This window comes from Bradyrhizobium sp. SZCCHNS1022, assembly GCF_032484835.1.
In the GTDB taxonomy this organism is placed as follows: Bacteria; Pseudomonadota; Alphaproteobacteria; order Rhizobiales; family Xanthobacteraceae; genus Bradyrhizobium.
Map to the genome: position 1 here is coordinate 119406 of NZ_JAUETT010000002.1, position 26472 is coordinate 145877.

Below are 26472 nucleotides of genomic sequence, written 5' to 3' on the forward strand. Positions count from 1 at the left end.
GCATTTCGTCCGATTGAGCTGTTACGCGTTGGGCAGGTTGCGGGCGAGTGCTTCCAGCACCGCCATGCGCACTGCCACGCCCATTTCCACTTGTTCCCGGATCAGGGATTGCGCGCCGTCGGCGACGATCGAGTCGATCTCGACGCCGCGGTTCATGGGACCGGGATGCATCACCAGCGCGTCGGGCTTGGCGTAAGCGAGCTTGCGCTGATCCAGCCCGAAATACTGGAAATATTCCGATGATGACGGCACGAAGGAGCCGTTCATCCGCTCACGCTGCAGCCGCAGCATCATGACGATATCGGCGCCGTTCAGGCCCTCGCGCATGTCCCGCGCGACCTCCACCCCCATCCGCTCGATGCCGGATGGCAGCAGCGTGGAGGGGGCGACGACGCGGACGCGCGCCCCCATCGTGTTGAGCAAGAGGATGTTGGATCTCGCCACGCGCGAATGCAGCACGTCGCCGCAGATCGCGACCACGAGACCTTCGATCCGGCCCTTGTTGCGGCGGATCGTGAGCGCGTCGAGCAGCGCCTGCGTCGGATGCTCATGCGCGCCGTCGCCGGCATTGATCACGGAGCCGTCGACCTTGCGCGCGAGCAGTTCCACCGCGCCGGAGGCGTGGTGGCGCACCACCAGAATATCCGGATGCATCGCGTTCAAGGTGACCGCTGTGTCCATCAAGGTCTCGCCCTTGCGCATCGACGAGGACGACACCGACATGTTCATCACGTCGGCGCCGAGCCGCTTGCCCGCGATCTCGAACGAGGACTGGGTCCTTGTCGAGGCCTCGAAGAACAGGTTGACCTGGGTGCGGCCGCGCAGCACCGTGCGCTTCTTGTCGACCTGGCGGTTCAGTTCGACATATTCCTCGGAGAGATCGAGGAGACCGGTGATGTCGGTAGCGGAAAGGCCCTCGATGCCCAGCAGATGCCGGTGTCCGAGGACGAATGTGGATTTCGATGAGGCTGTCATTAAAGCCAGAGCTATAGGCGCGGTTTCCACATGGGGCAAGGGCGAAAGCCGCGGTTCCGAGTTATCCCCGGTTCGGTTCGTGCGCGGCCCCGACGGCTCGCTTGTTGCTTCCTGATGGCGGGTCCGAGCGCGGCTTCATGCTCACGCCCAGTCGCTCGGAAAGGCGACGGTCGACCCGGGGCGAGCATGCCCATGCCGCGGCAAAAGGTATCACGCTGTCGCAAGCCGCGCCGGCGAACCACGCTCGAGGGCCGCGATGGCGCGGCAAGGCTTTGTGAACTATGCCGGTGTTCCGGCGCCAACATTCGCGTCCGGTCTGGTAGGCATTTGCGAGTGTCTGCCACGCCGCAATTGATCCGATCGAGGACACGGCCATGACCCAGTCTCCCTTCGCGACCCATGAGGTCTTCAACCAGTCGCCGCCGTTCGAGGACGTGAATTTGTATACTGCCGACCAGCCGCTCGTCGCGGCGGTCAGGGCCAATGGCGGTATCAGCGCCGAGCAGGAGCTGTCGGATTTCGGCCGTCACTGGGGTTCGGCTGCGATGGCTGAGCGCGGCCGGCTCGCCAATGAGAATACGCCGAAGCTGCGCACCTATGACTCCAAGGGCTTTCGCCGCGACGTGGTCGAGTTTCATCCGGCCTATCACGAGGTGATGGCGCATTCGGCGCATGCGGGGTTGCACAATTCGACCTGGACGGAACAGGGCCGGCCGGCGGGCGGCGCGTCCGAGGTCATCCGCGCGGCCAAGTTCTACATCGCCTCGCAGGTCGAGAGCGGCCATCTCTGCCCGATCACGATGACCCGCGCCGCGGTCGCGGCGCTAGGCTCGCAACCGGACCTTCTGGCCAAAGCGATGCCGGTGATTGCGACCCGCAGCTACGATCCAAGCTTTGCGCCGTGGTGGGGCAAGCGCGGCATGACGCTCGGCATGGGCATGACCGAGAAGCAGGGCGGCACCGACGTGCGCTCGAACATGACGCGGGCCGAACGTGCGGGCGACGGCTATCGCATCACCGGGCATAAATGGTTCATGTCGGCGCCGATGTGCGATGCCTTCCTGGTGCTCGCTCAGGCGGAGGAGGGGCTGACCTGCTTCTTCATGCCGCGCTTTGCGCCCGACGGATCGGTGAACGCGATCCAATTCCAGCGGTTGAAGGACAAGCTCGGCAACCGCTCCAATGCCTCCTCCGAGGTCGAGTTCGTCGGTGCTTATGCGCAGCCGGTCGGTGAGGCGGGCAAGGGGATCAGGACCATCATCCAGATGGTGCAGCTGACGCGGCAGGATTGTGCGATCTCCTCAGCCGGCTTGATGCGCTCGGGGCTGGCACATGCGCTGCATCACGCGCGACATCGCAGCGTATTCCAGAAGCATCTTGCCGATCAGCCGCTGATGCAGTCGGTGCTGGCGGATATGGCGCTGCATGTCGAGGCGAGCGTTGCGTTGGTGATGCGGTTGTGCCGCGCGTTCGACCGCACGCCGGCGGACGCGACCGAGGCGGCCTACATGCGGCTGCTGACGCCGGCGATCAAATACTGGGTCTGCAAGAGCGCGCCTCCCTTTCTCTACGAAGCGATGGAATGCCTCGGCGGCAACGGCTATGTCGAAGACGGAATTCTTGCTCGTCATTTCCGGGAGTCGCCGGTCAATGCGATCTGGGAAGGCTCGGGCAATGTGATGTGCCTCGATGTCCTGCGCGCGCTGTCGCGCGAGGCTGAGGCTGCCGCTGCGATCCTCACATCGCTGGCCGGCGAGACCCATGGCCTTCCCGGCGCTGCGGAGGCCGTCGCTTTCATCGCGCAGTCTTTCCGGCGGCCCGATAGCGAGCGCGTGGCGCGGCTTGCGGTGGAGAAGCTCGCTCTGCTGGCGGCCGCCGCCGCGCTGAACCCCATCAATCCGCGGCACGCCGAGCTGTTCGCCGCAACCCGCCTTGCCGCCACCCATCCCAGCATGTACGGCGCCATCGATCTCGATCCCGCCGATATCCGCGCGCTGCTGGAGCGTGCGCTGCCGTGATGAACACGCCCGAAAGTGCTGTTATGGATTCACTCACGCCCTCGAATGAGCCTGCCATCGTCGCCCAGGCCGAACGGCAGCCGCGGACGCTTGGCTTCTGGCTCACGGCATTGTGGGGCGTCGCGATCTTCGTCGCGCTGTTTGCCGGGCAGGTCGCTGTCGTCGGCTATTTCCTGCTGGTGCAGGATGGCCCGGTCGACAGCAGTGCGCTGATCCATGTCGTGAGCCGCGGGCTCACCATCTCGCTGTCGGTGATCATGGGCGTGCCGGCGGTGCTGCTCGCGGTTTATCTCGCGGTTCGCCACACCCGAACGCGGTTCGCCGATTACCTTGGGCTGCGCCGGACCTCGTGGAAATATCTCGCGCTCGGCATCGCCGGCATGATCGCCATCGTGATGGGCTGGGACCTGATGTCGCGCGCCACGGGTCACGAGGTCTCGCCGGGCTTCATGCTGGACGTCCTGAAGACGGCGCAGGGCGACGGCACCGTCTGGCTGCTGGTGATCGCCTTCTGTATCGCCGCGCCGATCTCGGAGGAATTGTTCGCGCGCGGATTCCTGTATCGCGGCTGGACGGATTCTGCGCTGCGCGTGCCAGGCGCGATCATCCTGTCATCGCTGGTGTGGACGGCACTGCATCTGCAGTATGATTGGTACTTCTTCTTCGAGGTGTTCTGCCTCGGCCTGTGGTTCGGCTATCTGCGCTACCTGAGCCATTCGACCTTGCTGACGATCGGGCTGCATGGGCTCAACAACTTCGCCGCCGTGGTGCAGACCATGTGGCTTGCGAGCGGCCATAGCTGAGCCGCGGTCCTACAGCCCGGAGTTCCGCAACTTTGCGAGGCGGTCGAGCGCGCCCTGCAGGATGAAGATCGCCGCATGGGTGTCGATCACCTCGGCACGCTTGGCTCGGCTGACGTCCATGCCGATCAGTTCGCGCTCGACCGCCGCGGTCGATAGCCGTTCGTCCCAGAGCCCGATAGCCAGGTCGGTGAGGCCAGCGAGGTTGCGGGCGAAGGCCCGGGTCGATTGCGCGCGCGGGCCCTCGCTGCCATCCATGTTGATGGGCAGGCCCAGCACGAAACCGACCACCTTGCGCTCGGATGCCAGGGCGAGCAGCCGCGCCGCATCGGCCTTGAAGGCCTTGCGCTGAATGGTCTCGACGCCGGTGGCGAGCTTGCGATCCGGATCGGAAACGGCGACGCCGATGGTCTTGGTGCCGAGATCGAGACCGATCAGCGCGCCGCGTTCGGGCCAGAGCGCGGCGGCTTCGACGAGGGGGAGAATGGGAGCGGGCATGACGATGCGCTTAGCACGCAGGCGCGTGGCGAGCCAGCTTGTACGCCGCCCGGTTGCTCCAGTATCCGGATCGGCTTACATTATATGTCGAACCCTGAAGAGGAGTGGTGCCGTGGATATCCGGATCAACATCGCAAGCCGCCTTGTTTGTTCCGAACCCACGGTCATCCATGCCAACCTTCCTCACGCTCGAGGCGGTCGCCGCCGCCAGCCCTGACCGGCAAGCTCTCTTCGATCATCTCACGCTTTCGATCGGCGCCGAACGCGTCGGTTTGGTCGGCCGCAACGGCTCCGGCAAGTCGACCCTGCTGCGGATCATCGCCGGATCGGCAGAGCCGTCGGCGGGGCACATCGCCCGTTTCGGAACCATCGGCTCGCTCGCGCAAGGCTGGGAGGAGCGCTGGACCATTGCCGAGGCGCTCGGCGTCGCCGACAGCCTTAAGGTGGTCGAGCGCGTCCTGGCCGGACAAGCACAAGACGCCGATTTGGATGCGGCGGATTGGATGCTCTCGACCAGGATCGAGGCCGCGCTGCGCGATGTCGGCCTGGCCGCGATCGCTCTCGATCGCGCGATGGGAACGTTGAGTGGCGGCGAGCGGACGCGGATCGGCATCGCTCGCTTGCTGCTGGAGGCGCCGGATCTGCTGCTGCTCGACGAGCCCACCAATAATCTCGATGCGGCCGGGCGCGCGGCGATCCAGTCGCTGATCCGGAGCTGGCGAGGCGGCGTGCTGGTCGCAAGCCACGATCGCGAATTGCTGGAAATGATGGACCGCATCGTCGAGCTGACGCCGATCGGCGTACGGATCGTCGGTGGCGGCTGGTCGATGTTCGCAGAAGCGCGGGCTGCGGCCCGAGCGCGTGCCACCGCCGAACGTGAACGGGCCGACACGCAACTGCGTCATGCCAGGGAGGAAATTCAACGCCAGCGCGAAGCCAAGGACAGGCGGGATAGGACCGGACGCGCGGCCGCCGCGCGGGGATCGGCGCCGCGCATTGCGCTCGGCGCCCGCGCGGAGCACGCCGAGAACAGCGGTGGCCGTGCGCAGCGTCTTGCCGAGCGGATCGTCTCGGATGCTGCCGAGAAAGCGGAGCAGGCGCAGGCGAAGATCGAAATCTTGACGCCACTGACCATCGACATGCCGCCAACCGGTCTTGGCAGATCAACCGAGGTTCTGGCGATGGAGGCAGTCACCGTAGCGATCGGCGATCGGACCTTTGGTCCGTGGACGTTGAGCATCACCGGCCCCGACCGGATCGCGGTCAGTGGACCCAACGGTGCCGGGAAGACCACATTCCTGAAATTGGCGATGGGTCGGATCGTCCCCGCAGCCGGGACGGTACGCCATGTCGAGGGACGAGGAGCGATGTTGGATCAGCACGTGGCGCTGCTTGACGGGCAGCAGAGTATTCTCGCCAACGTCCGCCGGCTCAATCCGGCCCTCGACGCGCAGGCTGCTCACGCCGCGTGCGCGCGGTTCGCCTTTCGCAACGCCGATGCGCTGCAGGCGGTCGGCACCTTGTCCGGTGGCGAGCGGTTGCGGGCGGGATTGGCCTGCGTGCTCGCAGGCGAACGGCCGCCATGGCTGCTCCTGCTGGACGAGCCGACCAATCATCTCGACATTGAGTCCATCGAAATTCTCGAGCGGGCGCTGCGCGACTTTGACGGCGCACTCGTCGTCGTCAGCCACGATCCGGCATTCCTGGCCGCGATCGGGATCGACTGGACGTTTACGATCGCGACCTAGCGGGCACGGCGATGTGCCATGCCCGCCAAGCAAAGTGGGATTGAGAGGATCAGCGGATCGCGATTGGGTTGATCATGGCCTGCACGCCGCCGCGCCAGCGCGGCTGGCCCAGTACGAACAGGAACTCGTAGCCCTTGTCCCTGGCAAGCGCGGCGGTATCCATGTTCTCCAGGATGTAGGTCCCGTTCATGGCGAGCAGGATCTGGTGTACCTCGAAGATGTTCGGGGATTCGAACGGCAGCACTTCCAGCGCCCAGGTGTCGGCGCCGATCGCCACCACGCCCTTGGAGGTCAGGTATCTGGCGCCGTCGACGCCAAGCCCGGGCTCGCCGGCGCTGTAGCGCTTGTCGTCCTTGCCGACCAGGCCGAGCCAGCCGGTATGGAAGATCACCACATCGCCCTGGCGGATCTCGACGCCTTGCTTCTTCGCGACCTCCTCGATCTCCTTGCTGTTGAAGGCGGTGCCTTCCTTGACGACGTCGGTGTTGTAGTAGGCCGCCATGTCGAGCAGCACGCCGCGGGTGACGATCGGCGGTATCTTCTCCACACCGAGCTTCTTCAGCCCGGTCGGGTCGGCAAAATCGGCAAGCTTGTTGCCATTGTAGTAGACGTGCTCGACGCCGAGATGGCCGAGCCCGTCGATCTGGCTGCCGATGCCGACCCAGGTGTCGATGATGTCGTCGTTATAGGTCGCCTTGTTCGGTCCGAGCCCGGGGCTGCCGGCCTGTCCCGGCTGCACGATCGTGATCTTGAAGCTGCGCGGCGGATAGGCCGGCGTCTTGGTGTCGACGATCATGCCGAGTGGGTAGGTCTTGCCGGTTTTCACCAGCGAGGCCGCCTTGACGACGAGGTCCGGCGTCATGTTGTTCGCGGCGCCGATTTCGTCGTCGGCGCCCCATTTCGACTTGGTCCAGTCTTGTGCTTTCTCTTGCGCGTTTGCCGTTCCGACCGCAGCCAACAAGGCGATCGAACAGCACAACACCAACGTGTTGCGCATCGCTAATCCTCCCGATGTGGACATATGCTTGTGGTTCGCGCTGGCCAGCGCTGCATCCTAACGTAGTGTCGGAGCGCGAGCCAAAATGTTTTTAGCGTGTGCGTTGCACTGCGCTGGAACGCCGCACGACACACGCATCGGCGCGTCACAAAACTGTCGGCGGCATTTCACGTTGCGGAATGCCAGCCTCATTCTCCATGTGAAGTCGTTGCCGCATGCGTCACGCCGCAATCTCGTGATCCCTGTTGGCCAGGCCGGCCATGAAGGCCGCAAGCGCACTCGACGGATGGGCGGCGCGCCGGCGGATGAACAATGTCTCGACCCGCGCATAGGCGGGCTTCAACGTGTGCAGGCTGATATCTTTGATGAGCTCGCTGTGCTCGACCACGGCGCGCGGCAGCAGGGTCACGCCCATGCCGGCGGCGACGCAGCCGATCATGCCGTCGAGCGTGCCAAGCTCGAAGCGGGCGGCCGTTGGCCAACCGAAATCGTTGAAGATCTGCTCCAGCCGTTGCCGGTAGGTGCAGCCGGTGCGGAACACCAGCGCGGTCGGACCTGAGGCCGGTGTGCCGGCGCGCAAGCTTGCGAGGCTGTCGAACTGCCTTGGTGCCACCATCACCAGCTCCTCGCTGAACGCGGTCATGCTGGCGAGCTCGGGATGATCGATCGGAGCCACGACAAAGGCGCCGTCGAGCGCCCCCTCGATCACCGCCGTGACGAGGTCCGCAGTCGTGGCCGTCCGCAGGCTGAGAGCCACTTCGGGATAAGTGCGATGGAAGGCGGCGAGCAGCGTCGGCAGGCGGACCGCCGTGGTGGTCTCGATCGAGCCGATCGCCAGCGGGCCTTTGGGCGTGCCGTCGTCCCGTGCTGCGAGCAGCGCTTCGCGCGCGAGCGCGGCCATCTGTTGCGCGTAGGGGAGCAGCCGCCGTCCGGCTGGGGTCAGCGTCATGCCGCGGCTGTGACGTTCGAACAGCACGGTGCCGATCTCGGCCTCCAGTGCCTTCACGCGCTGGGTTACGTTCGATTGCACGGTGTTGAGCGCCTCTGCGGCTCGTGTGATGCTGCCGGTGCGGGCCACGGTCGCGAAAGTGAGGAGATCGTTCAGTTCCATGGCGCTCGTTTTCTTTTCGTGATGGCAGCGTTCTCAACAATTCATTTATTGAGAAGGCTAAACCCGCCTACACTTGGCGTCCAGCGCAGGCTCGGTGCTTCGGCGTCTCACGCCGTGCCCGCCAGCCGCGACCTCAGCAGCAGGATCAGACCATGTGGCCCGACCGCCGTCTCCTCGACCCTCTCAAGATCGAACATCCGATCGTGCTGGCGCCGATGGCCGGCGTCATGGATGCCGAGCTGGTGATCGCGGTCGCCGAGGGTGGAGGACTTGGGTCTCTGCCTTGCGCGATGCTCTCGGCCGAGAAAGCGCGCGAGCAGATCAACATCATCCGCCAGCGCGTTTCTGCCCCAATCAACATGAACTTCTTCTGCCACCAGGCGGTGGCAGCGGATCCGGCGCGCGAAGGCGGGTGGAAGCAGCGGCTCGCGCCATATTACCATGAGTTGGGCGTGGATCCGGCTGCGCCTGTCAACGCTGCCAACAGGGCGCCCTTCGATGCGGCGATGTGCGCCGTGGTGGAGGAGCTGAAGCCGGAAGTCGTCAGCTTTCACTTCGGTCTGCCCGAGCGCGCGCTGCTCAAGCGCGTCAAAGCGGCCGGTGCATTGGTGCTGGCTTCGGCGACGGTGGTGCGTGAGGCTGTATGGCTGGAGCAGAACGGCGCCGACGTGATCATCGCGCAGGGTGCGGAGGCCGGCGGCCATCGCGGCATGTTCCTGACCGAGAAGTTAGCCGAACAGGTCGGCACATTTGCGCTGGTCCCGCAGGTGGTCGATGCGGTGAAGGTGCCGGTGATCGCGGCGGGTGGCGTTGCCGATGGACGCGGCATCGCGGCGGCCTTGGCGCTTGGGGCAGCCGGCGTCCAGATCGGCAGTGCTTTCCTGCGTTGCCCCGAATCCAAAGTCAGCGTGCTGGCGCGTGCGGCCTTGGCTCAGGCGAGCGATGAAACGACCGTGATCACCAATGTGATGACCGGCCGTCTCGCACGAGGCGTGGCCAATCGCGTCATGCGCGAGGTGGGACCGATCTCGCCGGATGCGCCGGCCTTTCCCCATGCAGCGACTGCATTGGCGCCGCTGAAGGCCGCGGCCGAGAAGCTCGGCCGGGTCGATTTCACCAATCTTTGGGCAGGGCAGGCGCTGCCGCTCGGTAGCGAGCTGCCAGCGGCTCAATTGACGCGCAAATTGGCCGCCGACGCGCAGGCGCGGATGCGCCGGATCGCGGGCTGACGCCAGGGCGACTCGCGCGCGATCTCGCCTGCCGCACCGGCCGGCGCGGTTGCGGCGCGAAAGCGGCCTCTGCTATACGGCGGGTTCCTAATTCCCGCCTGAGGCTTTATATAATGTCCGTCGATGCCGCCACCGTCCGCCGTATCGCCCATCTGGCGCGGATCGCTGTCTCCGAGGCAGAGGTTCCGCACCTGCAGGGCGAGTTGAACGCCATGCTGGCGTTCGTCGAGCAGCTCTCGGAGGTCAACATCGAAGGCGTCGAGCCGATGACCTCGGTGACTCCGATGGAGATGAAGAAGCGGCAGGACGTGGTCACCGACGGCGAGATCGCCGACGACATCGTCAAGAATGCGCCGGCGACCGAAAACCATTTCTTCCTGGTGCCGAAGGTGGTGGAATAGCCGCAACGCCGTAAGGAACCGACGAGTCCAGCCATGTGCCTGCTCTGCGACGACGAAAAGGCCTATCAGGCCTACATGAATTATCTCGACGCGATGGAGCGCCAGGGCAAGAATGTTGACCCGGACAAGGCGGTCGATGCGGTGCTCGACGAACTCCAGGCGGCCGACAAGGCGCGGGCCAAGAAGAATAACTTCTTCGCCGACGACCCGGCCGACGACAAGACGCTTTCTCCATTCTTCTGCAGCCCGATCAATAAATGACCGATTTGACTTCGCTGACGCTCGCCGAGGCCCGAAAGGGTCTTGCGGCCAAGACTTTCACCTCGCTCGAACTCACCGACGCCCATCTGAAGGCGATGGAAGAGGCGCGCGCGCTCAACGCCTTCGTGCTGGAAACGCCGGACCAGGCGCGCAGCATGGCACAAGAGGCCGACGCCAAGATCGCCAAGGGCGAGGGCGGCCCGCTCGCCGGCATCCCGCTCGGCATCAAGGATCTGTTCGCGACCCGGGGCGTCCGCACCACGGCCTGCTCGAAGATCCTCGGCAATTTCGTGCCGACCTACGAGTCGACCATCACCTCCCAGCTTTGGCGCGATGGCGCGGTGCTGCTCGGCAAACTCAACAATGACGAGTTCGCGATGGGCTCGTCGAACGAGACCTCCTGCTTCGGTCCAGTCGGCAACCCGTGGCGCCGTGAGGGCTCCAACACGACGCTGGTGCCGGGCGGCTCGTCCGGCGGCTCGGCCTCGGCGGTGGCGGCTCTGCTCTGCATGGGCGCGACCGCGACCGATACCGGCGGCTCGATCCGCCAGCCCGCTGCCTTCACCGCAACCGTGGGCATCAAGCCGACTTACGGCCGCTGCTCGCGCTGGGGCATCGTGGCCTTTGCCTCCTCGCTCGATCAGGCGGGGCCGATCGCACGCTCGACCCGCGATGCCGCGATCCTGTTGCGTTCGATGGCCGGGCACGATCCGAAGGATACGACCTCGGTCGATCGTGCCGTGCCGGACTACGAGGCGGCGATCGGCAAGTCCGTGAAGGGAATGAAGATCGGCATCCCCAAGGAGTATCGCCTCGACGGCATGCCGGCGGAGATCGAGAAGCTGTGGAGCGAGGGCGCGGCCTGGCTGAAGGCCGCCGGCGCCGAGCTCGTGGAGGTGTCGCTGCCGCACACCAAATACGCTCTGCCGGCCTATTACATCGTGGCGCCGGCGGAGGCGTCGTCGAACCTCGCGCGCTACGACGGCGTGCGCTACGGCCCGCGCGTGCCCGGGCGCTCGATCGGCGAGATGTACGAGAATACCCGCGCCGAGGGCTTCGGCGACGAAGTGCGCCGCCGCGTCATGATCGGCACCTATGTGCTGTCGGCGGGCTATTACGACGCCTATTATCTGCGGGCGCAGAAGGTCCGCACGCTGATCAAGAAGGATTTCGAGGACTGCTTCGCCAAGGGCGTCAACGCGATCCTCACGCCTGCGACGCCGTCGGCCGCCTTCGGCATCGGCGAGAAGGGCGGCGCCGATCCGGTCGAGATGTATCTCAACGACATTTTCACGGTGACCGTGAACATGGCGGGCCTGCCCGGCATCGCGGTGCCCGCGGGCAAGGATGCGCAAGGCTTGCCGCTCGGCCTGCAGTTGATCGGCCGCCCGTTCGACGAGGAAACGCTGTTCTCGCTCGGCGAGGTGATCGAGCAGGCGGCGGGACGCTTCACGCCGGTCCGGTGGTGGTGAGCCTCACCGAATTCAAGGCAAGTTTGGCGGGCGATGCACCCGCGCCGACGCTCTCGCCTCCGCTCGCCGGCCTGTGGTGGATGGCGAAGGGCGATTGGGACCGGGCGCACAAGATCGTCCAGGACGATGATGCGCGCGAGGCGGCCTGGGTGCATGCGCATCTGCACCGGGTCGAAGGCGATCTCGGCAACGCATCCTACTGGTACCGGCAGGCCAGCCAGCCGGTCGCAAAGGACGCGCTGGATATGGAATGGGAGCGGATCGCATCCGCACTGCTTGGGAGTTTAGAGCCATGACGGCAACCAGCGGCAAGCTGATCAAGGGCGCAACCGGTGACTGGGAGGTCGTGATCGGCATGGAGATCCATGCCCAGGTCACCTCGAAGTCGAAACTGTTCTCGGGCGCCTCGACCGCGTTCGGTGGCGATCCCAACAGCCACGTCTCGCTGGTCGACGCGGCGATGCCGGGCATGCTGCCTGTGATCAACGAGGAATGCGTGCGCCAGGCCGTCCGCACCGGGCTCGGGCTGAACGCGAAGATCAACCTGCGCTCGGTGTTCGACCGCAAGAACTATTTCTATCCCGACCTGCCGCAGGGCTACCAGATCAGCCAGTACAAGTCGCCGGTGGTCGGCGAGGGTGAGATCACGGTCGAGCTCGACGGCGGCAAGACTGCGACGATCGGCATCGAGCGGCTGCATCTGGAGCAGGACGCCGGCAAGTTGCTCCACGACCAGTCGCCGTCGATGTCCTTTGTCGATCTCAACCGCTGCGGCGTCGCGCTGATGGAGATCGTCTCCAAGCCGGACATCCGCGATTCCGAGCAGGCCAAGGCCTATGTGACCAAGCTGCGCTCGATCCTGCGCTATCTCGGCACCTGCGACGGCGACATGGAGAAGGGCAGCCTGCGCGCCGATGTGAACGTTTCCGTGCGCAAGCCGGGCGGGCCGCTCGGCACCCGCTGCGAGATCAAGAACATGAACTCGATCAATTTCATCGGCCAGGCGATCGAGTACGAGGCGCGGCGCCAGATCGAGATCATCGAGGATGGTGGCACGATCGACCAGGAGACGCGGCTGTTCGACCCCAACAAGGGCGAGACCCGCTCGATGCGCTCCAAGGAGGAGGCCCATGACTACCGGTATTTCCCGGATCCGGACCTGCTGCCGCTCGAGTTCACCCAGACCTTTGTCGATGAGTTGAAAGCGCACCTGCCGGAACTACCGGACCAGAAGAAGGCGCGCTTCATCGCCGATCTCGGCCTTTCGCCCTATGACGCAAGCGTCCTGGTGGCCGAGCGGGAGAGTGCCGCCTTCTATGAAGCGGTGCTGGCGAAGCTTGCCGACCGCGCCCGCGACGGCAAGCTCGCCGCCAACTGGGTGATCAACGAGCTGTTCGGCCGTCTCAACAAGGAAGGCCGCGACATCGCGTCCTCGCCGGTGTCGGCCGAGCAGCTGGCGGCGATCATCGACCTGATCGGAGAGGGCACGATCTCCGGCAAGATCGCCAAGGACCTGTTCGAGATCGTCTGGACCGAAGGCGGCGATCCGCGCGCGCTCGTCGAACAGCGCGGCATGAAGCAGGTGACGGACCTCGGCGCCATCGAGAAGGTGGTCGATGAGATCGTCGCGGCCAATCCCGACAAGGTCGCGCAAGCCAAGGCGAAGCCGCAGATGGTCGGCTGGTTCGTCGGTCAGGTGATGAAATCGTCCGGCGGCAAGGCCAATCCGCAGGCGGTGAACGACCTGCTGAAGAGCAAGCTCGGCATCTGAAACGAGATCACGCCGTCTTCGTTCCCGCGGTGCGCACGGTGCGCGCCGCGGTCTTGGCACCGCTCCGGCGCGAATCGTTTTCGCGCGATTCTCAAAAAAGCCGCCTTTGACAACGCTCCGATCAAGCCCGGATCGTCCGCGCGGACGCTATCAACGAAATTTTTTTTCACCGCCAAAAATCCCGACTCGGGGGCCGTCCGACGCTCCGTTCGTCTGAGTCCGTCGATCGCCGTCGTGTTGCGCGCGCTGCCTCGGCATTTTGATCGCGTGCAGGAAATGCCTGCAGCGAAGGCCTTTCCTGCGCACTTTATTAGTTCGATCGTTCGGCATTCATGCGCAGCCCGCATCATCGACGGTGTTGCGCGTCGGCGCATCCGGCGAACTGCGTCGCGCGCGTGCGCGTTCGCGTGTCAACACTTCCTTAAGCCGGAAGCTGTTTTTTTTCGTCCGTTGGTGTATTCGAGAAGGAGTGCATCTCGATTCCCGAATGCACGCAGCGACTAAGCCAAACTCATCGGAGGGCAACATGGCGAAGAAAGCGAAGAAGGCGAAGAAGGCAGTGAAGAAGACCGCGAAGACCGCGGCCAAGAAGACTGCGAAGAAGACCAAGAAGGTCGCCAAGAAGAAGTAACTCTCGCGCCTCGCGAGATGAGCCGGCAGCTTGATGCCGGCACGTCGTTGGAACGTCCGGCCTGTTTGCTCGTTATGAGTGGTTCAGGCCAAGGTGTCCCAACTGGCGAAGAGGGTGTCGGCGAGACATCAGGTCGACGGCCGGATCGAACTTTCGGAAGCGTTATGCGCTTCGGCAAGCCGGTCCGGTAGAAGAAACGAGTTTTCTTCGTTCGGTGCAGATCCGTTGTTCGGTCTGCAATCTCATGGATGGCCTCGTTGCCAAGGTGAGATCCGGTCCTGACGTGTTCGCCGACGCCCTCGTTGTTTTTTTGAAGACGCGTTTGCGGCGTCGCCCGACTGTCCCCCCATTCACTTTTTTCTCTTCGACCCGACCTGCGCGGTCGCCTCATGCGATCGGCGGAGCACGCCGCGCTCTTGCCGCGATGGTTAGGGGTTCGCCAATCGGCACGGTGAAGCAATCCTGATCGGCTCTGAAAAGCTGAATAGAATCAGAGATCTTTGATCTGCTGCGGTCGCCTGCGGGCGAAGACGGTTCAGTTTCCGTTCAGCACGATGCTTAAACTGCCTTTCAAACTTGATCGGTCATCCTGCCTCCATAAGCCGGCAAACGGCATGGGGACGACGAACAGTGGACGGGGGCCGCGCGCGGTGACGCAACGCCTCCAAGGATGGAGAGCGACAATGTTTCAAGGACAACTCAATCTCGATGACGTGACGGCCGTGGAGCAGGCGGCGAGCGGCGATGTGCTGTACGAGCTGGGCTTGCTGTATGCGAGCGGCCGGCTGGGGGCGGTCGACCTGGTCGCCGCGCACAAATGGTTCAATCTTGCCGCGCTCAAGGGCCGCAAGGATGCGATCGAGATGCGCCGCGAGATCGCCGAGCAGATGTCGGCGGCTGAGATCACCAAGGCCCTGCGCGAAGCGCGCGCCTGGATGACGGCGCACTGACGGCTTTGGCGCCGCCGGCACTCTCGCCGGCCGCCGTCAAACGACCTATCTGTGGCTCGATGCGAGCGCGCCACGGACGTCGAGCGGATGGGACAGAATAAACGTCGGGAGCTGATCGGCTGCCATGATTGCGGGGAGCAGGTTTCGTTCTCCGCAGCGTTCTGTCCGCATTGCGGCTCGACCGAGCCTGGCGGTCCGTACATTCAGAACGCGCGCGAGCGCCGTAAGCTGCGGGCCGAGGCGATGAACGATCGCCGGCTCGTGACGGTCACCCTGATCTGCTGCGCCATCGGCGCCGCCTATGGCGCGGTGATGGCGCCGGGTGGCATCGCCTCCTGGTGGGGCGCGCTGGCCTATGGCTTCATCGGCGCGGTGATCGGCGTACCCGCGGCCTTCATCGTCAATGTGAGCCGCAGCCTGTTCGATTGATATCGCGCCGAGCCATTCGTCGCGGATATTTGGCCGGCTACGCGTAACGCCGGGCGAGGGCGACGCAGAGAACCACGAGACCCGTCGTCAGGATCATGGTCCAGGCCACCGGCTCGCCGAGCACGAGACCTGCGAGCGCGAGGCTGAGGAAGGGCTGCAGCAGTTGCAGCTGACCGACGCTCGCGGTGCCGCCGACGGCAAGCCCGCGATACCAGAACATGAAGCCGATCAGCGAAGAGAAGACTGAAACATAGGCGAGCCCGGTCCAGGCGCCGCCGCCGATCGCCTGCCATGAGGCAGGCCGCGCCGTGGCCGCGAGGACCAGCATGATCGGCAGTGCGAGCAGCAAGGCCCAGCACATCACCTGCCAGCCGCCGAGCCGGCGGGCGAGCGTGGCGCCTTCGGCGTAGCCCAATCCGCAGAGCACGACCGCCGCCACCATCAAGAGGTCGCCCGTGATGGAGACCGTGTCGTCGCCGATCAGCGCGAAGCCCACGACGACGGCGCTGCCGAGCATGGAGAACGGCCAGAACAGCATTTTCGGCCGCTCACCGCCGCGCAGGACGCCGAAGATCGCCGTCGCCAGCGGCAACAGGCCGATGAAGACGATCGAATGGGCCGAGGTGATGTGTTGAAGCGCCAGCGCGGTCAGGAGCGGGAAGCCGATCACGACACCGAGCGCGACGATCACGAGCGAGCCGATGTCCCGCTTCGCCGGAGTCTGCTGGCGCAGCAAGTGTAGCATCGCCGCGCCCAGCAGCGCCGCGATCACCGCTCGCGCGGATGTCAGGAACAGCGGAGAAAAGCCGGCGACGGCCACGCGAGTGGCCGGCAGCGAGCCGCTGAAAATGATCACTCCAAGGAGACCGCTCCTCCATCCGTCCGTCGTGCTCGTCATGTCGTCGCCTCGCGCGTTCCGAGGCGATCGTGGAGTCTGATGAGTGGCGGGACCAGCCACAATTCAGTACAATCTGGCAGAACTGTATTGATATGGAAGCCAATACACTTTCGATGAGCAGCATGGACAGGCGAGGGCGGGGCGGAGCGCGCACCCTCGAAGTGATGGAGGTGATCCGCTCGCGTGTGGCTGGCCGCACATTGGCGGCCGGCGATCGGCTGCCGTCGGTCCGCCGCTTCGCCGCGACCATGGGCGTCTCGCCCTCGACCGTAGTGGAGGCTTACGAGCGCCTGGCCGCGGAAGGATTGATCCGCGCCCGCCGCGGCTCCGGCTTCTACGTGTCAGCGACGGCGGCTACGCTGCCGCTGCAGCTTGCCGAAACAGAGTGGCGTCGCGATCGCGCCGTCGATCCGTTCTGGGTCTCGCGTCAGTCGCTCGAGGCGGAGCCTGCGGTTCTCAAGCCCGGCTGCGGCTGGCTGCCGCCAGAGTGGATGCCGGGTGCGCTCTTGCGCCGAGGCCTTCGCACCCTCGCGCGTGCCGAGGATGCGCTGCTCCTCGACTACGGCGGCACGCGTGGCTCGCTTCCGCTCCGCCGCTTGCTGCTGGCCCGCTTCGCTGAAGAGGGGCTCGACGTTTCGGCCAACCAGTTGCTGCTGACCGGCTCGGGCACGCAGGCGATCGATCTGATCTGCCGCTTCCTGCTTCGTCCGGGCGATACGGTGTTGGTCGACGACCCCTGCTATTTCAATTTCAGGGCGCTGTTGCGCGCGCATCAAGTGACGATCGTCGGCGTGCCCTACACGGCATCGGGGCCCGACCTCGCGCGTTTCGAAGCGATCCTCACCGCAGAGCGGCCACGGCTCTACGTCACCAATTCCGCGCTGCATAACCCGACCGGCGCAACGCTATCGTTGCCGACCGCTCATCGGCTTCTGATCGCGGCGGCCGCGCACGATCTCACCATCGTCGAGGACGATATCTTCGCGGATTTCGAGCCGGAGTCTTCGCCGCGCCTTGCGGCGCTCGATGGGCTGAACCGGGTGATCCGGATCGGCAGCTTCTCCAAGACGCTCTCTGCCTCGCTGCGGTGCGGCTATATCGCCGCGCGGGCCGATTGGATCGAAGGGCTCATCGATCTTCAGCTTGCGACCAGCTTCGGCGGTCCGAGCCCGGTCGCAACGGCCGTCGTCGCCGATGTGCTGGCCGGCGGAGGCTACCGCAAGCACATGGAGGAGCTGCGGCGGAAGCTTGCGCGCGCGCAGCGTGAGACCACGCGCCTGCTGCACGCGTTCGGCATCGAGCCCTGGCTCACGCCGCGCGGCGGTTTCCACCTCTGGTGCCGTTTGCCCGATGGATATGACTCCGCCGCCCTGGCAAAGGCCGCGCTCACGGAGGACGTGCTGCTTGCGCCCGGCAATGTCTTCAGCGTGTCGCAGACCGCCGCTGCCTTCCTGCGCTTCAACGTCGCGCAATGCGGCGATCCGCGCGTCTGGGACGTCATGCGCCGGGCGATGGGGAAGCGACCCGCTGTGACAGGCACGGAACCTGAGCCGGCTGACCTGCGCTCAAGTTTTCGTTGAGTGACAATTCAACGAACTCAGCATTCGCTCGTGCATTGGATGTCCCGGTCAACACGAGCAGCGGAAGGTCTCGCTATGGATTATGTTCCCCTCGGTCGTTCCGGCATGAAGGTCTCGCGCTACATCTTGGGCACGCTGACCTTTGCAGGCACCCATGGCTTCGAAGCCTTGCGCAATGTCGACGTTGCGAACGCGAGGCGCCTGTTGGACATGGCGCTCGACGCCGGCATCAATGCGTTCGATACCGCCAATCTCTATTCGAAGGGCGATGCCGAAAGGGTGCTTGGCGAGGCCTTGACCGGCCGGCGCGACAAGGTGCTGCTGTTCAGCAAGGGCCGTTCCGAAGTCGAGGAGGGGCCCAATGGCGGCGGCGCCTCACGCGTTCATCTCACGCGCCAGCTCGATGGATCACTGTCGCGGCTCAAGACCGACTGGCTCGACCTTTATTTCATCCATCAGTGGGACGGCGTCACCCCGATCGAGGAGACGGTCGAGACGATGTCGAGCTTCGTGAAGGCTGGCAAGATCCGCTATTGGGGTGTCTCCAACTACAGCGGCTGGGCGCTGGCCAAGACGGCCATGATCGCGAAAGAGCCGGGCTTCGTGCCGCCGGTCGCGCATCAGATCTACTACACCCCGGAGGCGCGCGAGGCCGAATATGAATTGATCCCGGCGGGTGAAGATCTCGGCATTGGCGCGATGATCTGGAGCCCGCTCGGCCAGGGGCTGTTCGGCGGCAAGGTGAAGGCGGACGGCTCGGCGCCGCAAGGCACGCGCCAGGGGGCAGAGGGTTGGAAGGAGCCGTTCGTCTCCGACTGGGATCGTTTCGCCCGTGTGCTTAAAGTGGTCGAGCAGGTGGCGGCCGAAACCGGGCGCTCGATTCCGCAGGTGACGCTGGCCTGGCTGCGCGGCCGTTCCGGCGTCAACTCGATCGTGCTGGGGGCGCGCACCGCCGAGCAACTCGCCGACAATCTCGCATCCTTCGACCTTAAGCTTTCGCCGGACCAGGCGGCGCATATCGAGGCGGCTGGCCGGCCCTGGCCGCTCTATCCATTCTGGCACCGCGCCATGTGGGGCATGGATCGGCCGAGCCCATCGGAGCGCATCTATCTTGAAGGTCATCGCCGAACGGTCGGCATGTAGACGGAATATCGGGCTCCGTTTCGGTGCGGCGCTGCGTCCCGGAGGATTTCCGACCCTCGGTTCTTGGTTGCACCTGCCATGCGGCGGGTTGTGCGGCTCGCCGCCCTGACGGCCATGCTCCGGCGCGCTCGGACCGATTGGGAGATCGAGGAAATCGATTTCGTCCACAATCTGCCGCTTGCGGCGCGGCGCGGGGTCGGGCATACCGACCGCAGCCGGAGACGTGGCCGAGTGGCTGAAGGCGGCGGTTTGCTAAACCGTTATAGGGTTGTAAAGCCCTATCGAGGGTTCGAATCCCTCCGTCTCCGCCAGCTCCCCGTCCGACCAAGGTCCTCTTGACCCCCGCTGTAGGTCGAGTTCCGGTTGAATCGCGCGGTATTGCATCACCCTGCCACTGGCGCTTTGGATGGTCGAAGGCGACCGATTCCGGCCTTTAGTCATGGATGGCCTTGAGCGCCACGCGCCGTCCGGGCGACCTCGAGAAAAGCCGTGACGACCGACGACGGATCTGCGCGCCTCCAGGCCAGGGCCATGTCGGCGCGCAGTGAGGCGGGGGCGGGATCGCAGCGGCGGTAGACCACGCCGGGCTGATGCAGATGGCGAAGCGAGGCGGGCACCAACGCGATGCCGAGCCGGGCTGCGACCATGCTGACGAGCGTATGCATCTCGGTCGCCTCCTGCGCGACATTCATCACGAATCCTTCCTCCTCGCAGGCGGAGATGATCCGGGCGTAGAAGGCCGGCGCCTCGCGCGCAGGAAACATGACGAAGGGTTCGCTTGCCAGTTCGCCGAGGCCGATGACGTCGCGCGGCGAGAGTGGATGACGCTCGGGCAGGGCGACCAGGAACGGCTCGCTGTCGATGATTTCGAAACGCAGGCCGGGCGCTTCCGGCACCGGCATCCGCACCAGGCCGATGTCCGCTTCCCCGCGCGACAGCGCTTCGATCTGTGACGCGGTCGTGCGTTCGGCGATGTCGATCGCGACCCGCGGAAAAAGCGCGCGATAGGAAGCGATCAGGCGCGGCAGCAAGGCATAGCTCGCGGTGCCGACATGGGTGAGGCGCAGGATCCCGGAATGTCCGTCGGCTGCGGCGCGCGCCTTCGCGGCTGCCCGCCCGATCGCATCGAGGATGAGGCGAGCTTCGCCAAGGAATGCGTGCCCTGCCTCGGTGAGGCTGATCTGGCGGCGCGAGCGATCGAAGAGCTCGACGCCGAGCGCAGCTTCCAGCCCGGCGATCGATTGCGACAGGGGCGGCTGGGTCATGCCGAGGCGGGTCGCGGCACGCCGGAAATGCAGCTCTTCAGCGACCGCAATGAAATGGCGAAGGTGGCGGAATTCGACGTTCGATATGTCTGCCATATCAAACAATATGATCCAGGATGTAGATCGGATCAATTTGGAAGACCAGTTAGGTCGGGAATTGGTTTGATGAGGTGCGGCATGCGTCGGATCTGCTTTCTGGCTGTCGTCTGTTGCGCGCTGGGCACGGCCGGTCCAATCGAGGCTGGAGGCATTGAAGTGAGAAGAAACGATTTCAAGGTCGCTAGCGATGCCGGGATAACTCTCGCGGTGCGCGAGGTCGCATCGTCCGACGCGGCGCCGGCGGGGCCGCCTCTGATCCTCGTCCACGGTGCGCGCGTGCCCGGCATCGCCTCGTTCGATCTGGACGCGCCGCATGGATCGCTCGCCGCCGATTTTGCCGCCGCAGGGCTGGATGTCTTCATTATGGACGTGCGTGGTTACGGCGGCTCGACGCGGACGGGGCAGGAGGGTGATCCGGCCGGCCGGCCGCCTCTCGTCCGTTCCGGCGAGGTCGTGCGCGACATCGCGGCGGTCGTGCAAGATGTTCAAAGGCGAACCGGCGCGCATCAAGTCGCCCTGCTCGGATGGGCGACGGGCGGCCATTGGGCGGGAATGTTCGCAAGCCTTCATCCGGACGCCGTAAGTCACCTCGTCATCCTCAACAGCCTGTATGGCGGGCATGTCGGCCACCCGACGCTGGGGCCGGGCGGTCCGCTCACCGATTCCGCCGACCCGTCGCGCCTTGATGGGACCAAGGTCGGGGCCTTCGGATTCAGCACGGCGGCCTCTCTCACACCGTCATGGGACGCCTCGATTCCGCTTGCCGACAAGCCGGCGTGGCGCGACCCGGCGGTCCTGCGGGCCTATCAGGCTGCTGCGCTCGCCTCCGATCCCACGAGCGCGCAACGCGAGCCGCCATCGTTCCGCGCGCCAATGGGGGCGATTGCAGATTCCTTCGAACTCGCGTCCGGACGAAAGCTGTGGAGCGCTTCCGCGATCACCGCGCGGGTGCTGGTCCTGCGGTCCGACCATGATTTCTGGAGCCGGCCGGAGGACCTCGACAATCTCCGGCGCGATCTAACCCAAGCCCGGTCGGTGAAGGCGGAAACGCTGCAGGGAGCGACCCATTACGTCCATCTCGACCGGCCGGAGCGCGGGCGCGACAGGTTGTTGTCCGACGCGATCGCCTTTCTCCGAGACCGTTCTTGATCGAAAGGCGCCGCCCATTCCGACGTTGACGAGGGGCGGTGTCGGCCCAGCTGCATCGCTTCCGCCGCGACGTACCATTGTCGCTCGGGGCAGGATTCGGAAAAACGAGTGTAGCAGAAGTCCTTAGCGCCAAACGCGACCGCGTCGGCGCGGTGACGATGCTCGACTAGCTAAAATCTGAATTGGTGTGTGCGATCGCGCTTCGCTGATCGCAGCTTGCGTCGGTCCTCGTCTTGCTGCGCTGCGGCACGGGCGCGCTGGCTGCGAGGTTTCGAATCCAACCAAGGTGTGGCGGGCGGCGGACGATTCTCGCCAAAAAAGGAACGTGAGAGCGGCGAGACGCGCGCGGTGGCGGATCGACCCAAAGAGCACGGTCGGGCCACAAGGACTTCGGTCGCTCTGCCGAAGTGAAAGAAAAACTAAGGAAAACAAAATCTTGTCAGGAGCCCTCGCGGAAACGGCCGAGTGCTATTTGTGCAACACCATTTCAAAAACGAGCCGCATTGCCTTCACTGTGGCGGTTCCTTTGTTGCGTGTGCAATGGGGTTCGGTAATTCTGGCGATGCGACGGAGGGGGGCATCCCTGCGTCGTCCCGTTTAGGTCGTTCGCTCAAGTTCCTCGCGTTCACGCGGGTGTCCGAGTGCGCGATGCGGCTGAGCGACGGGTCGAAGGGGATCGGGGTACGAAATCCAAGGGTGTCTCACACCCAGCGGAGGCGGAACCTTCCCTGACTGAGCAACTTGGAGGTTTAACATTATGAACGTGATCAAGAGCCTTGCCCTGGGCTCGGCGGCGACTCTGCTTGCCGTTGCTGGGGCTCAGGCAGCTGACCTTCCGATCAAGGCCAAGGCGGTCGAGTATGTGAAGGTTTGCTCCCTCTACGGCGCCGGCTTCTACTACATCCCCGGCACCGACACCTGCATCAAGCTCGGCGGCTATCTGCGCGCCGAAGTGTCCATGCGCAGCGGCGGCGAGTACAACAGCGCGCTCTCCGGCGCTCCTGGCGCCAACAACCGCCTGAGCAACTACTACTACACCCGCTCCCGTGAAGACCTGAACATCGACACCCGCACCGCAACCGAATATGGCGTGGTTCGTACCTATTTCGATGCGACCTTCACCTGGACCACCGGTAACTTCACCGGCACGGGCGGTGGTGCGACCGGTTACGACGTCATCTCCGGCACGACCTCTTCGGCCCCGGGTAACGCGAGCGGCGGTACCGTTGCTGGCGGTTCGCTTGGCGTGTACTACGCCTTCATCCAGTTCGCTGGGTTCACGATGGGTAAGGCGGTGTCGCAGTTCGACGCGCCCTGGACCAACTATCCCGGCAATAACTTCGATGGCCTGTGGGGCGGCAGCGGCACGGTCACCGGTGTGAACCAGTTCGCCTACACCGCTGACTTCGGTCAGGGCATCACCGCCTCGATCTCGGCGGAGGATCCGACCGGCTACTATCAGACCAACCTCTGGAACACGTCTCTCGCGACGGCCGGTGGCGTGCTGGGCGGTTCGTACGGTGGCAATTCGTACGGCGGCACCCGCTCGCCCGACATCATCGGTTCGGTTCGTGTCGACCAGGCCTGGGGCCTGTTCCAAGCGTCGTTCGCAGCGCATGACAACCACACGGGCTATTACGGCGCGAGCGAGGTCACTGGTCATCCCAGCGACAAGTGGGGCTGGGCTGGTCAGCTCTCTCTGTCGATCAAGAACATCCCGACCGGACCTGGCGACACCATCAACGTCCAGGGCGTCTACACCAACGGCGCGAGCCGTTACAACGCTCAGAGCCTCGTGCCGACCGCCATGGCCGTTTACGGCAGCAGCGGCAATGCGCTCGCCTATCAGAGCCTCGGTATTGCTGGCCTGGCTGACTCCGTGTTCGGTGTCGGCACTGGCCAGGAGCTGACCACCACCTACGGCTTCCGTGGCGCCTACACCCACAACTGGAACCCGTACTGGAACACGGCGATCTACGGTTCGTGGGCCGCTGTGAGCTACAGCTCCACTGCCAAGGGTCTGATCTGCAGCAGCCCCGGCATGCTGGCGATCGCCGGTCCCGGCTTCGCCTGCAACCCGGACTTCAACATCTCGTCGCTGGGTATCATCACCCGCTGGACCCCGGTCAAGAACCTGACCTTCTCGGGTGACTTGGTCTGGACCAACATCGACCAGAAGTACTCCGGTCTGGCCACCAATGCGGCCACCGCCACCGGCGTTGCCAAGCCGGCTGGCCTCTACGAGATGAAGGACCAGAACTCGATCAGCCTGCTGCTGCGCGCTCAGCGCAACTTCTGATCTGATCCTTTAAATACGTGATCAAGAGCCCCCGGCAGGCGACTGCCGGGGGCTTTTTTCTGATGTGCGACCGTTGAACTCTGTCGTGCTCGTTGAGGTGGTTAATGTAACTTATTGTATTGTATTGGTTGTTGCGTCATTGCGCGACGAACCAATAGTCCGCCGGCGAAGACAAGCAATACCACTGGCGTTTCAGGCTTTTTGTTCTTTACCTGGCGCGCAAGGCCTTGCAGGATGGAAGTCTAAAAACGCGGCCGCGTGTGTTTGCAGACAGGCGGATTTGGGAGGACGATGTTCGAATTGGTTCCGGCGACATCACCCGTTTCGCCATCGCAGTCAGCGCACAAGGTTCGGAACTGGATTCTGGCCACTCTTCCGGAACCGGATTTCGCGCTGCTCCGTCCTCATCTCTACGCCGTGCCGTTGCGGCGCAACGATGTCGTGTATGACGCCTTCCGCTGTCCGAATGCGGTCTATTTCGTCGAGAGCGGTCTGATCTCGCGGGTGATCCGCAGCCCAAAGGATGGCGCGGTCGAAGTCGCCAGCATCGGACGTTGCGGCTTCATCGGCGTCTCGGTCGTGCTCGGGACAATGATTGCGATCCAGCGCACGGTCGTGCTGGTGCCGGGGCTGGCGCTCGGAATCGAGGCCGAGACTCTCCGTGCGGTGATGGCGGAGCGACCGTCCATCAAGGAGCATCTGCTGAGATATGTGCAGGTGCTGATGGCGCTGAAGGCGCAGATCGCGATGTGCAACGCCAAGCACGAACTGTCCGAGCGGCTCGCGCGATGGCTGCTGCTTGCGCATGATTTGGTCGAGACAGACGTGCTGCCGGTGACCCACGGTTTGCTCGCGGATGCCTTGGGAGTCCGGCGGCCGGGCGTCTCCGTTGCTCTTGCGGAACTTGAAGCCCAGGGGATTGTGGCGCGGACGCGTGGCGCGCTGCGAATCCTGGATCTGGATAGATTGAGGCGATGTGGCTGCGACTGTCATCGCTTTGTCCGGGACCGCTTTCGGCTCTTTACCGACATGCCCCGGCACGAGCACTCGCTCTAAGTGAGTCGCGGTCTCACCAAGATTGAACCAGATTAAACTGCGCGAAGTGAAGCTGATCCAAGTGACGGTGAGGGCGTAGCCTGTCGCCGTGACTTGGCTCTCTGCCACAGCCCCCTGATGGTCGCGGGTGGGAGAGAAAGCGAAAAAAAGTGCCAGCGTCTTCAAAAAAGATATTGAAGACATATGAGTTGATAAGCTAATTTGCTGTGGTATCGTGGCTCACCGAAGAGCGGCAACTGGAGAGACATAACCTCTCTAATGTTAGACCTCCGAAACCTCCGGCGATGCCCCGCTGGAGGTTTCTTCGTCCAGTATTGTGCGTTGCTCTCAAGAGAGCTCGTTGACATTCTTGAGAGCGTTTGTTCCCTGCGCTTGTTTTTGATTTCATTTGCATATGAGCGCTCGGTCGCGCTGAGAGCGCCCAGTTCGAGCCGTCGATTTCTGCGGCCTTCTGTCTGATATCGTACCAACAAAGGGCGGTCCGTTATCTTGACGGGAAATTCTCCCGTCGGTCACTCTGCGTCAAAATATCTCAACATGACGTGGGGAACCGCCTAGCGGGAAAGTGGTCTTCGATGAGGACGGAAAACATCTTGAGGCGTGCGTGGAGCCTCTGGCCGGGGAGGGAGTATCTTTCCGACGAGTTCGCGCGGCTCTTGGGGAGCCTGCCCGGTGGTGGCGATGATATCGCCGAATGCATGGCGACGGCGGGCCGCATCGATATCGCTGACGACGATTCCTGGTACCGCGAATGGATGCGGATCGGCGATCAGGCGCGTTTGGTTGCGGAGACCTCTGCCGAGTGCTGCGGGGAAGCGGCCCGTAGCGGCTGGCTCCGCGCAATCAACTACTACGAAGCTGCGGCCTTTCCCTTCGACGGCTCGAGCGATCGGCACCAGGTGGTGCTCGCGCGCTTGCGGGCCTGTGCTGAGGCTTTTCTGCGCGCTAGCGACCCAAAGGGCGCGGTCGTCACGATTCCCTGGCGCGTGGATTATCCGCTCCAGGGCTATTTTCTTCCGGCGAGAGGGGAATCCGGAAAGGCGGCAACGGTCGTCTGTTTCGTTGAACCGGGGCGCCGCAAGGAGCCGGCGCTGTTGAAGCATGCCGGCTACGCCATCGATCGTGGCCTCTCCCTTCTGGTCGTCGATCTGCTCGGCGCCGACCCAGGTGGTCGGTTCGAGGAGCTGGTGGGCAGCCGCGATCTCGAATCCGCGGTCGGCAGCGTGATGGATTATGTCACCTCCCGCGACGATGTTGACGACGCGCGGATCGCCATCCTGGCCGACGATTGGGGATCCTCCTTCGTCGCGCGCGGGATCGCGCTGGATCAGCGCTACGCGGCGGCTGTCTGCGACGCCGGGCTATGGGACATGCATGAGCGGGCGTTTGTCACGCGGCGGTGTATGCCGGGCGGAAGCGCAATTGCGCTGAGTATGGGGGCGAGCAGGGTGACGCGCCACATTATGTGTCCTGTCCTGATTGCGCTGCCAAAACGAGGCTGGCTGCGCCCCGATCATGCCACCGATTTGGTCGCGCAGATGAAACGCGAGCACCCGGACGTCACGCTCAAGATCTTCTCCGGCGAGTCCGGCAGCGCCGAGTTTGCGGCGGTGGCCAATGAGTTCGCGTTCGACTGGATTGCAGCACGCCTTCGCGACTGCAAGCGCCTGCAAAGCTGATTGCGCGGAACTG

Annotated in this window: 23 protein-coding genes and 1 tRNA gene; 18 read left to right on the forward strand and 6 right to left on the reverse strand. The window is 64.4% G+C overall.

Annotated elements, in window-relative coordinates; translation table 11 throughout:
• Positions 1-21 precede the first annotated feature (21 nt).
• Positions 22-975 carry an aspartate carbamoyltransferase catalytic subunit gene (locus QX071_RS14050; RefSeq protein WP_315703311.1) on the reverse strand — a complete coding sequence of 318 codons (954 nt, stop codon included), beginning with the start codon at positions 973-975 and terminating at the stop codon, positions 22-24.
• Between the two features lie 374 nt (positions 976-1349).
• Between QX071_RS14050 and QX071_RS14055 the strand changes: the two genes are divergently transcribed.
• Both QX071_RS14055 and QX071_RS14060 read left to right on the forward strand, forming a co-directional pair.
• A complete protein-coding gene (locus QX071_RS14055) occupies positions 1350-2993 on the forward strand; it encodes an acyl-CoA dehydrogenase family protein (RefSeq protein WP_315703312.1) in 1644 nt (547 codons plus the stop codon).
• 23 nt (positions 2994-3016) lie between these two features.
• Complete coding sequence (locus QX071_RS14060) at positions 3017-3796, forward strand: type II CAAX endopeptidase family protein (protein WP_315703313.1); 780 nt, start codon at positions 3017-3019, stop codon at positions 3794-3796.
• A gap of 9 nt (positions 3797-3805) precedes the next feature.
• On the opposite strand, the gene ruvX is transcribed toward QX071_RS14060, so the two are convergent.
• Positions 3806-4291, reverse strand: a complete 486-nt coding sequence (gene ruvX / locus QX071_RS14065) for a Holliday junction resolvase RuvX (protein WP_315703314.1) — start codon at positions 4289-4291, stop codon at positions 3806-3808.
• 170 nt (positions 4292-4461) lie between these two features.
• Here ruvX and QX071_RS14070 point away from each other — a divergent pair, with 170 nt between their 5' ends.
• Positions 4462-6039: an ATP-binding cassette domain-containing protein gene (locus QX071_RS14070; protein ID WP_315703315.1), complete on the forward strand. Its 1578-nt coding sequence runs from the start codon at positions 4462-4464 to the stop codon at positions 6037-6039.
• Positions 6040-6088: 49 nt separating this feature from the next.
• Here QX071_RS14070 and QX071_RS14075 read toward each other — a convergent pair whose 3' ends face one another.
• Together QX071_RS14075 and QX071_RS14080 are read right to left on the reverse strand one after the other, a co-directional pair.
• Positions 6089-7036, reverse strand: coding sequence for a cyclase family protein (locus tag QX071_RS14075; RefSeq protein WP_315703316.1), 948 nt, complete (start codon positions 7034-7036; stop codon positions 6089-6091).
• Positions 7037-7256: 220 nt separating this feature from the next.
• Positions 7257-8147 (reverse strand): LysR family transcriptional regulator, encoded by an 891-nt coding sequence (locus QX071_RS14080; protein ID WP_315703317.1) that lies wholly within the window; start codon positions 8145-8147, stop codon positions 7257-7259.
• A gap of 152 nt (positions 8148-8299) precedes the next feature.
• Here QX071_RS14080 and QX071_RS14085 point away from each other — a divergent pair, with 152 nt between their 5' ends.
• From QX071_RS14085 to QX071_RS14120, 8 genes are all read left to right on the forward strand, one after another.
• A complete protein-coding gene (locus QX071_RS14085) occupies positions 8300-9376 on the forward strand; it encodes a nitronate monooxygenase (protein ID WP_315703318.1) in 1077 nt (358 codons plus the stop codon).
• Between the two features lie 113 nt (positions 9377-9489).
• Positions 9490-9777 (forward strand): Asp-tRNA(Asn)/Glu-tRNA(Gln) amidotransferase subunit GatC, encoded by a 288-nt coding sequence (gene gatC / locus QX071_RS14090; RefSeq protein WP_315703319.1) that lies wholly within the window; start codon positions 9490-9492, stop codon positions 9775-9777.
• A 33-nt stretch (positions 9778-9810) separates the two neighbouring features.
• Positions 9811-10038: a hypothetical protein gene (locus QX071_RS14095; RefSeq protein ID WP_315703320.1), complete on the forward strand. Its 228-nt coding sequence runs from the start codon at positions 9811-9813 to the stop codon at positions 10036-10038.
• Positions 10035-11510: an Asp-tRNA(Asn)/Glu-tRNA(Gln) amidotransferase subunit GatA gene (gatA, locus tag QX071_RS14100; RefSeq protein ID WP_315703321.1), complete on the forward strand. Its 1476-nt coding sequence runs from the start codon at positions 10035-10037 to the stop codon at positions 11508-11510. The genes QX071_RS14095 and gatA overlap by 4 nt, the downstream gene beginning before the upstream one ends.
• The gene (locus QX071_RS14105; protein WP_409977509.1) at positions 11507-11806 is read left to right on the forward strand and encodes a hypothetical protein; all 300 of its coding nucleotides are present in this window, start codon (positions 11507-11509) and stop codon (positions 11804-11806) included. The genes gatA and QX071_RS14105 overlap by 4 nt, the downstream gene beginning before the upstream one ends.
• Complete coding sequence (gene gatB, locus QX071_RS14110; protein WP_315703323.1) at positions 11803-13281, forward strand: Asp-tRNA(Asn)/Glu-tRNA(Gln) amidotransferase subunit GatB; 1479 nt, start codon at positions 11803-11805, stop codon at positions 13279-13281. The genes QX071_RS14105 and gatB overlap by 4 nt, the downstream gene beginning before the upstream one ends.
• Positions 13282-14595: 1314 nt before the next feature.
• Positions 14596-14862 carry a hypothetical protein gene (locus QX071_RS14115; RefSeq protein ID WP_315728997.1) on the forward strand — a complete coding sequence of 89 codons (267 nt, stop codon included), beginning with the start codon at positions 14596-14598 and terminating at the stop codon, positions 14860-14862.
• Positions 14863-14949: 87 nt separating this feature from the next.
• A complete protein-coding gene (locus QX071_RS14120) occupies positions 14950-15291 on the forward strand; it encodes a hypothetical protein (protein WP_315728998.1) in 342 nt (113 codons plus the stop codon).
• Between the two features lie 37 nt (positions 15292-15328).
• Here QX071_RS14120 and QX071_RS14125 read toward each other — a convergent pair whose 3' ends face one another.
• A complete protein-coding gene (locus QX071_RS14125; RefSeq protein WP_315728999.1) occupies positions 15329-16189 on the reverse strand; it encodes a DMT family transporter in 861 nt (286 codons plus the stop codon).
• A 122-nt stretch (positions 16190-16311) separates the two neighbouring features.
• On the opposite strand from QX071_RS14125, the gene QX071_RS14130 reads away from it, so the two are divergent.
• The 3 genes from QX071_RS14130 to QX071_RS14140 all read left to right on the forward strand — a co-directional run bounded on the left by QX071_RS14130 (position 16312) and on the right by QX071_RS14140 (position 19223).
• Positions 16312-17769: a PLP-dependent aminotransferase family protein gene (locus QX071_RS14130; RefSeq protein WP_315729063.1), complete on the forward strand. Its 1458-nt coding sequence runs from the start codon at positions 16312-16314 to the stop codon at positions 17767-17769.
• Positions 17770-17844: 75 nt separating this feature from the next.
• On the forward strand, positions 17845-18912 hold the full coding sequence (locus tag QX071_RS14135; protein WP_315703327.1) for an aldo/keto reductase: 1068 nt from the start codon (positions 17845-17847) through the stop codon (positions 18910-18912).
• Between the two features lie 217 nt (positions 18913-19129).
• Positions 19130-19223 (forward strand) — tRNA-Ser (locus QX071_RS14140).
• Between the two features lie 126 nt (positions 19224-19349).
• Here the strand turns inward: QX071_RS14140 and QX071_RS14145 are convergent.
• Positions 19350-20273 carry a LysR family transcriptional regulator gene (locus tag QX071_RS14145; RefSeq protein WP_315703328.1) on the reverse strand — a complete coding sequence of 308 codons (924 nt, stop codon included), beginning with the start codon at positions 20271-20273 and terminating at the stop codon, positions 19350-19352.
• A 159-nt stretch (positions 20274-20432) separates the two neighbouring features.
• Here QX071_RS14145 and QX071_RS14150 point away from each other — a divergent pair, with 159 nt between their 5' ends.
• The 4 genes from QX071_RS14150 (at position 20433) to QX071_RS14165 (ending at position 26459) form a co-directional block, all read left to right on the forward strand.
• The gene (locus QX071_RS14150) at positions 20433-21425 is read left to right on the forward strand and encodes an alpha/beta fold hydrolase (protein WP_315731203.1); all 993 of its coding nucleotides are present in this window, start codon (positions 20433-20435) and stop codon (positions 21423-21425) included.
• Between the two features lie 757 nt (positions 21426-22182).
• Complete coding sequence (locus QX071_RS14155; protein WP_315703330.1) at positions 22183-23724, forward strand: porin; 1542 nt, start codon at positions 22183-22185, stop codon at positions 23722-23724.
• A gap of 291 nt (positions 23725-24015) precedes the next feature.
• Positions 24016-24780 carry a Crp/Fnr family transcriptional regulator gene (locus tag QX071_RS14160; RefSeq protein ID WP_315703331.1) on the forward strand — a complete coding sequence of 255 codons (765 nt, stop codon included), beginning with the start codon at positions 24016-24018 and terminating at the stop codon, positions 24778-24780.
• A gap of 575 nt (positions 24781-25355) precedes the next feature.
• A complete protein-coding gene (locus QX071_RS14165; RefSeq protein WP_315703332.1) occupies positions 25356-26459 on the forward strand; it encodes a hypothetical protein in 1104 nt (367 codons plus the stop codon).
• Positions 26460-26472 lie beyond the last annotated feature (13 nt).

Excerpts from the sequence above, each read along its gene's own strand:
- QX071_RS14050 (WP_315703311.1), bottom strand. The coding sequence starts at position 975 with ATGACAGCCTCATCGAAATCCACATTCGTCCTCGGACACCGGCATCTG.
- QX071_RS14055 (WP_315703312.1), top strand. The coding sequence starts at position 1,350 with ATGACCCAGTCTCCCTTCGCGACCCATGAGGTCTTCAACCAGTCGCCG.
- QX071_RS14060 (WP_315703313.1), top strand. The coding sequence starts at position 3,017 with ATGGATTCACTCACGCCCTCGAATGAGCCTGCCATCGTCGCCCAGGCC.
- ruvX (WP_315703314.1), bottom strand. The coding sequence starts at position 4,291 with ATGCCCGCTCCCATTCTCCCCCTCGTCGAAGCCGCCGCGCTCTGGCCC.
- QX071_RS14070 (WP_315703315.1), top strand. The coding sequence starts at position 4,462 with ATGCCAACCTTCCTCACGCTCGAGGCGGTCGCCGCCGCCAGCCCTGAC.
- QX071_RS14075 (WP_315703316.1), bottom strand. The coding sequence starts at position 7,036 with ATGCGCAACACGTTGGTGTTGTGCTGTTCGATCGCCTTGTTGGCTGCG.
- QX071_RS14080 (WP_315703317.1), bottom strand. The coding sequence starts at position 8,147 with ATGGAACTGAACGATCTCCTCACTTTCGCGACCGTGGCCCGCACCGGC.
- QX071_RS14085 (WP_315703318.1), top strand. The coding sequence starts at position 8,300 with ATGTGGCCCGACCGCCGTCTCCTCGACCCTCTCAAGATCGAACATCCG.
- gatC (WP_315703319.1), top strand. The coding sequence starts at position 9,490 with ATGTCCGTCGATGCCGCCACCGTCCGCCGTATCGCCCATCTGGCGCGG.
- QX071_RS14095 (WP_315703320.1), top strand. The coding sequence starts at position 9,811 with ATGTGCCTGCTCTGCGACGACGAAAAGGCCTATCAGGCCTACATGAAT.
- gatA (WP_315703321.1), top strand. The coding sequence starts at position 10,035 with ATGACCGATTTGACTTCGCTGACGCTCGCCGAGGCCCGAAAGGGTCTT.
- gatB (WP_315703323.1), top strand. The coding sequence starts at position 11,803 with ATGACGGCAACCAGCGGCAAGCTGATCAAGGGCGCAACCGGTGACTGG.
- QX071_RS14115 (WP_315728997.1), top strand. The coding sequence starts at position 14,596 with ATGTTTCAAGGACAACTCAATCTCGATGACGTGACGGCCGTGGAGCAG.
- QX071_RS14120 (WP_315728998.1), top strand. The coding sequence starts at position 14,950 with ATGGGACAGAATAAACGTCGGGAGCTGATCGGCTGCCATGATTGCGGG.
- QX071_RS14125 (WP_315728999.1), bottom strand. The coding sequence starts at position 16,189 with ATGACGAGCACGACGGACGGATGGAGGAGCGGTCTCCTTGGAGTGATC.
- QX071_RS14130 (WP_315729063.1), top strand. The coding sequence starts at position 16,312 with ATGGACAGGCGAGGGCGGGGCGGAGCGCGCACCCTCGAAGTGATGGAG.
- QX071_RS14135 (WP_315703327.1), top strand. The coding sequence starts at position 17,845 with ATGGATTATGTTCCCCTCGGTCGTTCCGGCATGAAGGTCTCGCGCTAC.
- QX071_RS14145 (WP_315703328.1), bottom strand. The coding sequence starts at position 20,273 with ATGGCAGACATATCGAACGTCGAATTCCGCCACCTTCGCCATTTCATT.
- QX071_RS14155 (WP_315703330.1), top strand. The coding sequence starts at position 22,183 with ATGAACGTGATCAAGAGCCTTGCCCTGGGCTCGGCGGCGACTCTGCTT.
- QX071_RS14160 (WP_315703331.1), top strand. The coding sequence starts at position 24,016 with ATGTTCGAATTGGTTCCGGCGACATCACCCGTTTCGCCATCGCAGTCA.
- QX071_RS14165 (WP_315703332.1), top strand. The coding sequence starts at position 25,356 with ATGAGGACGGAAAACATCTTGAGGCGTGCGTGGAGCCTCTGGCCGGGG.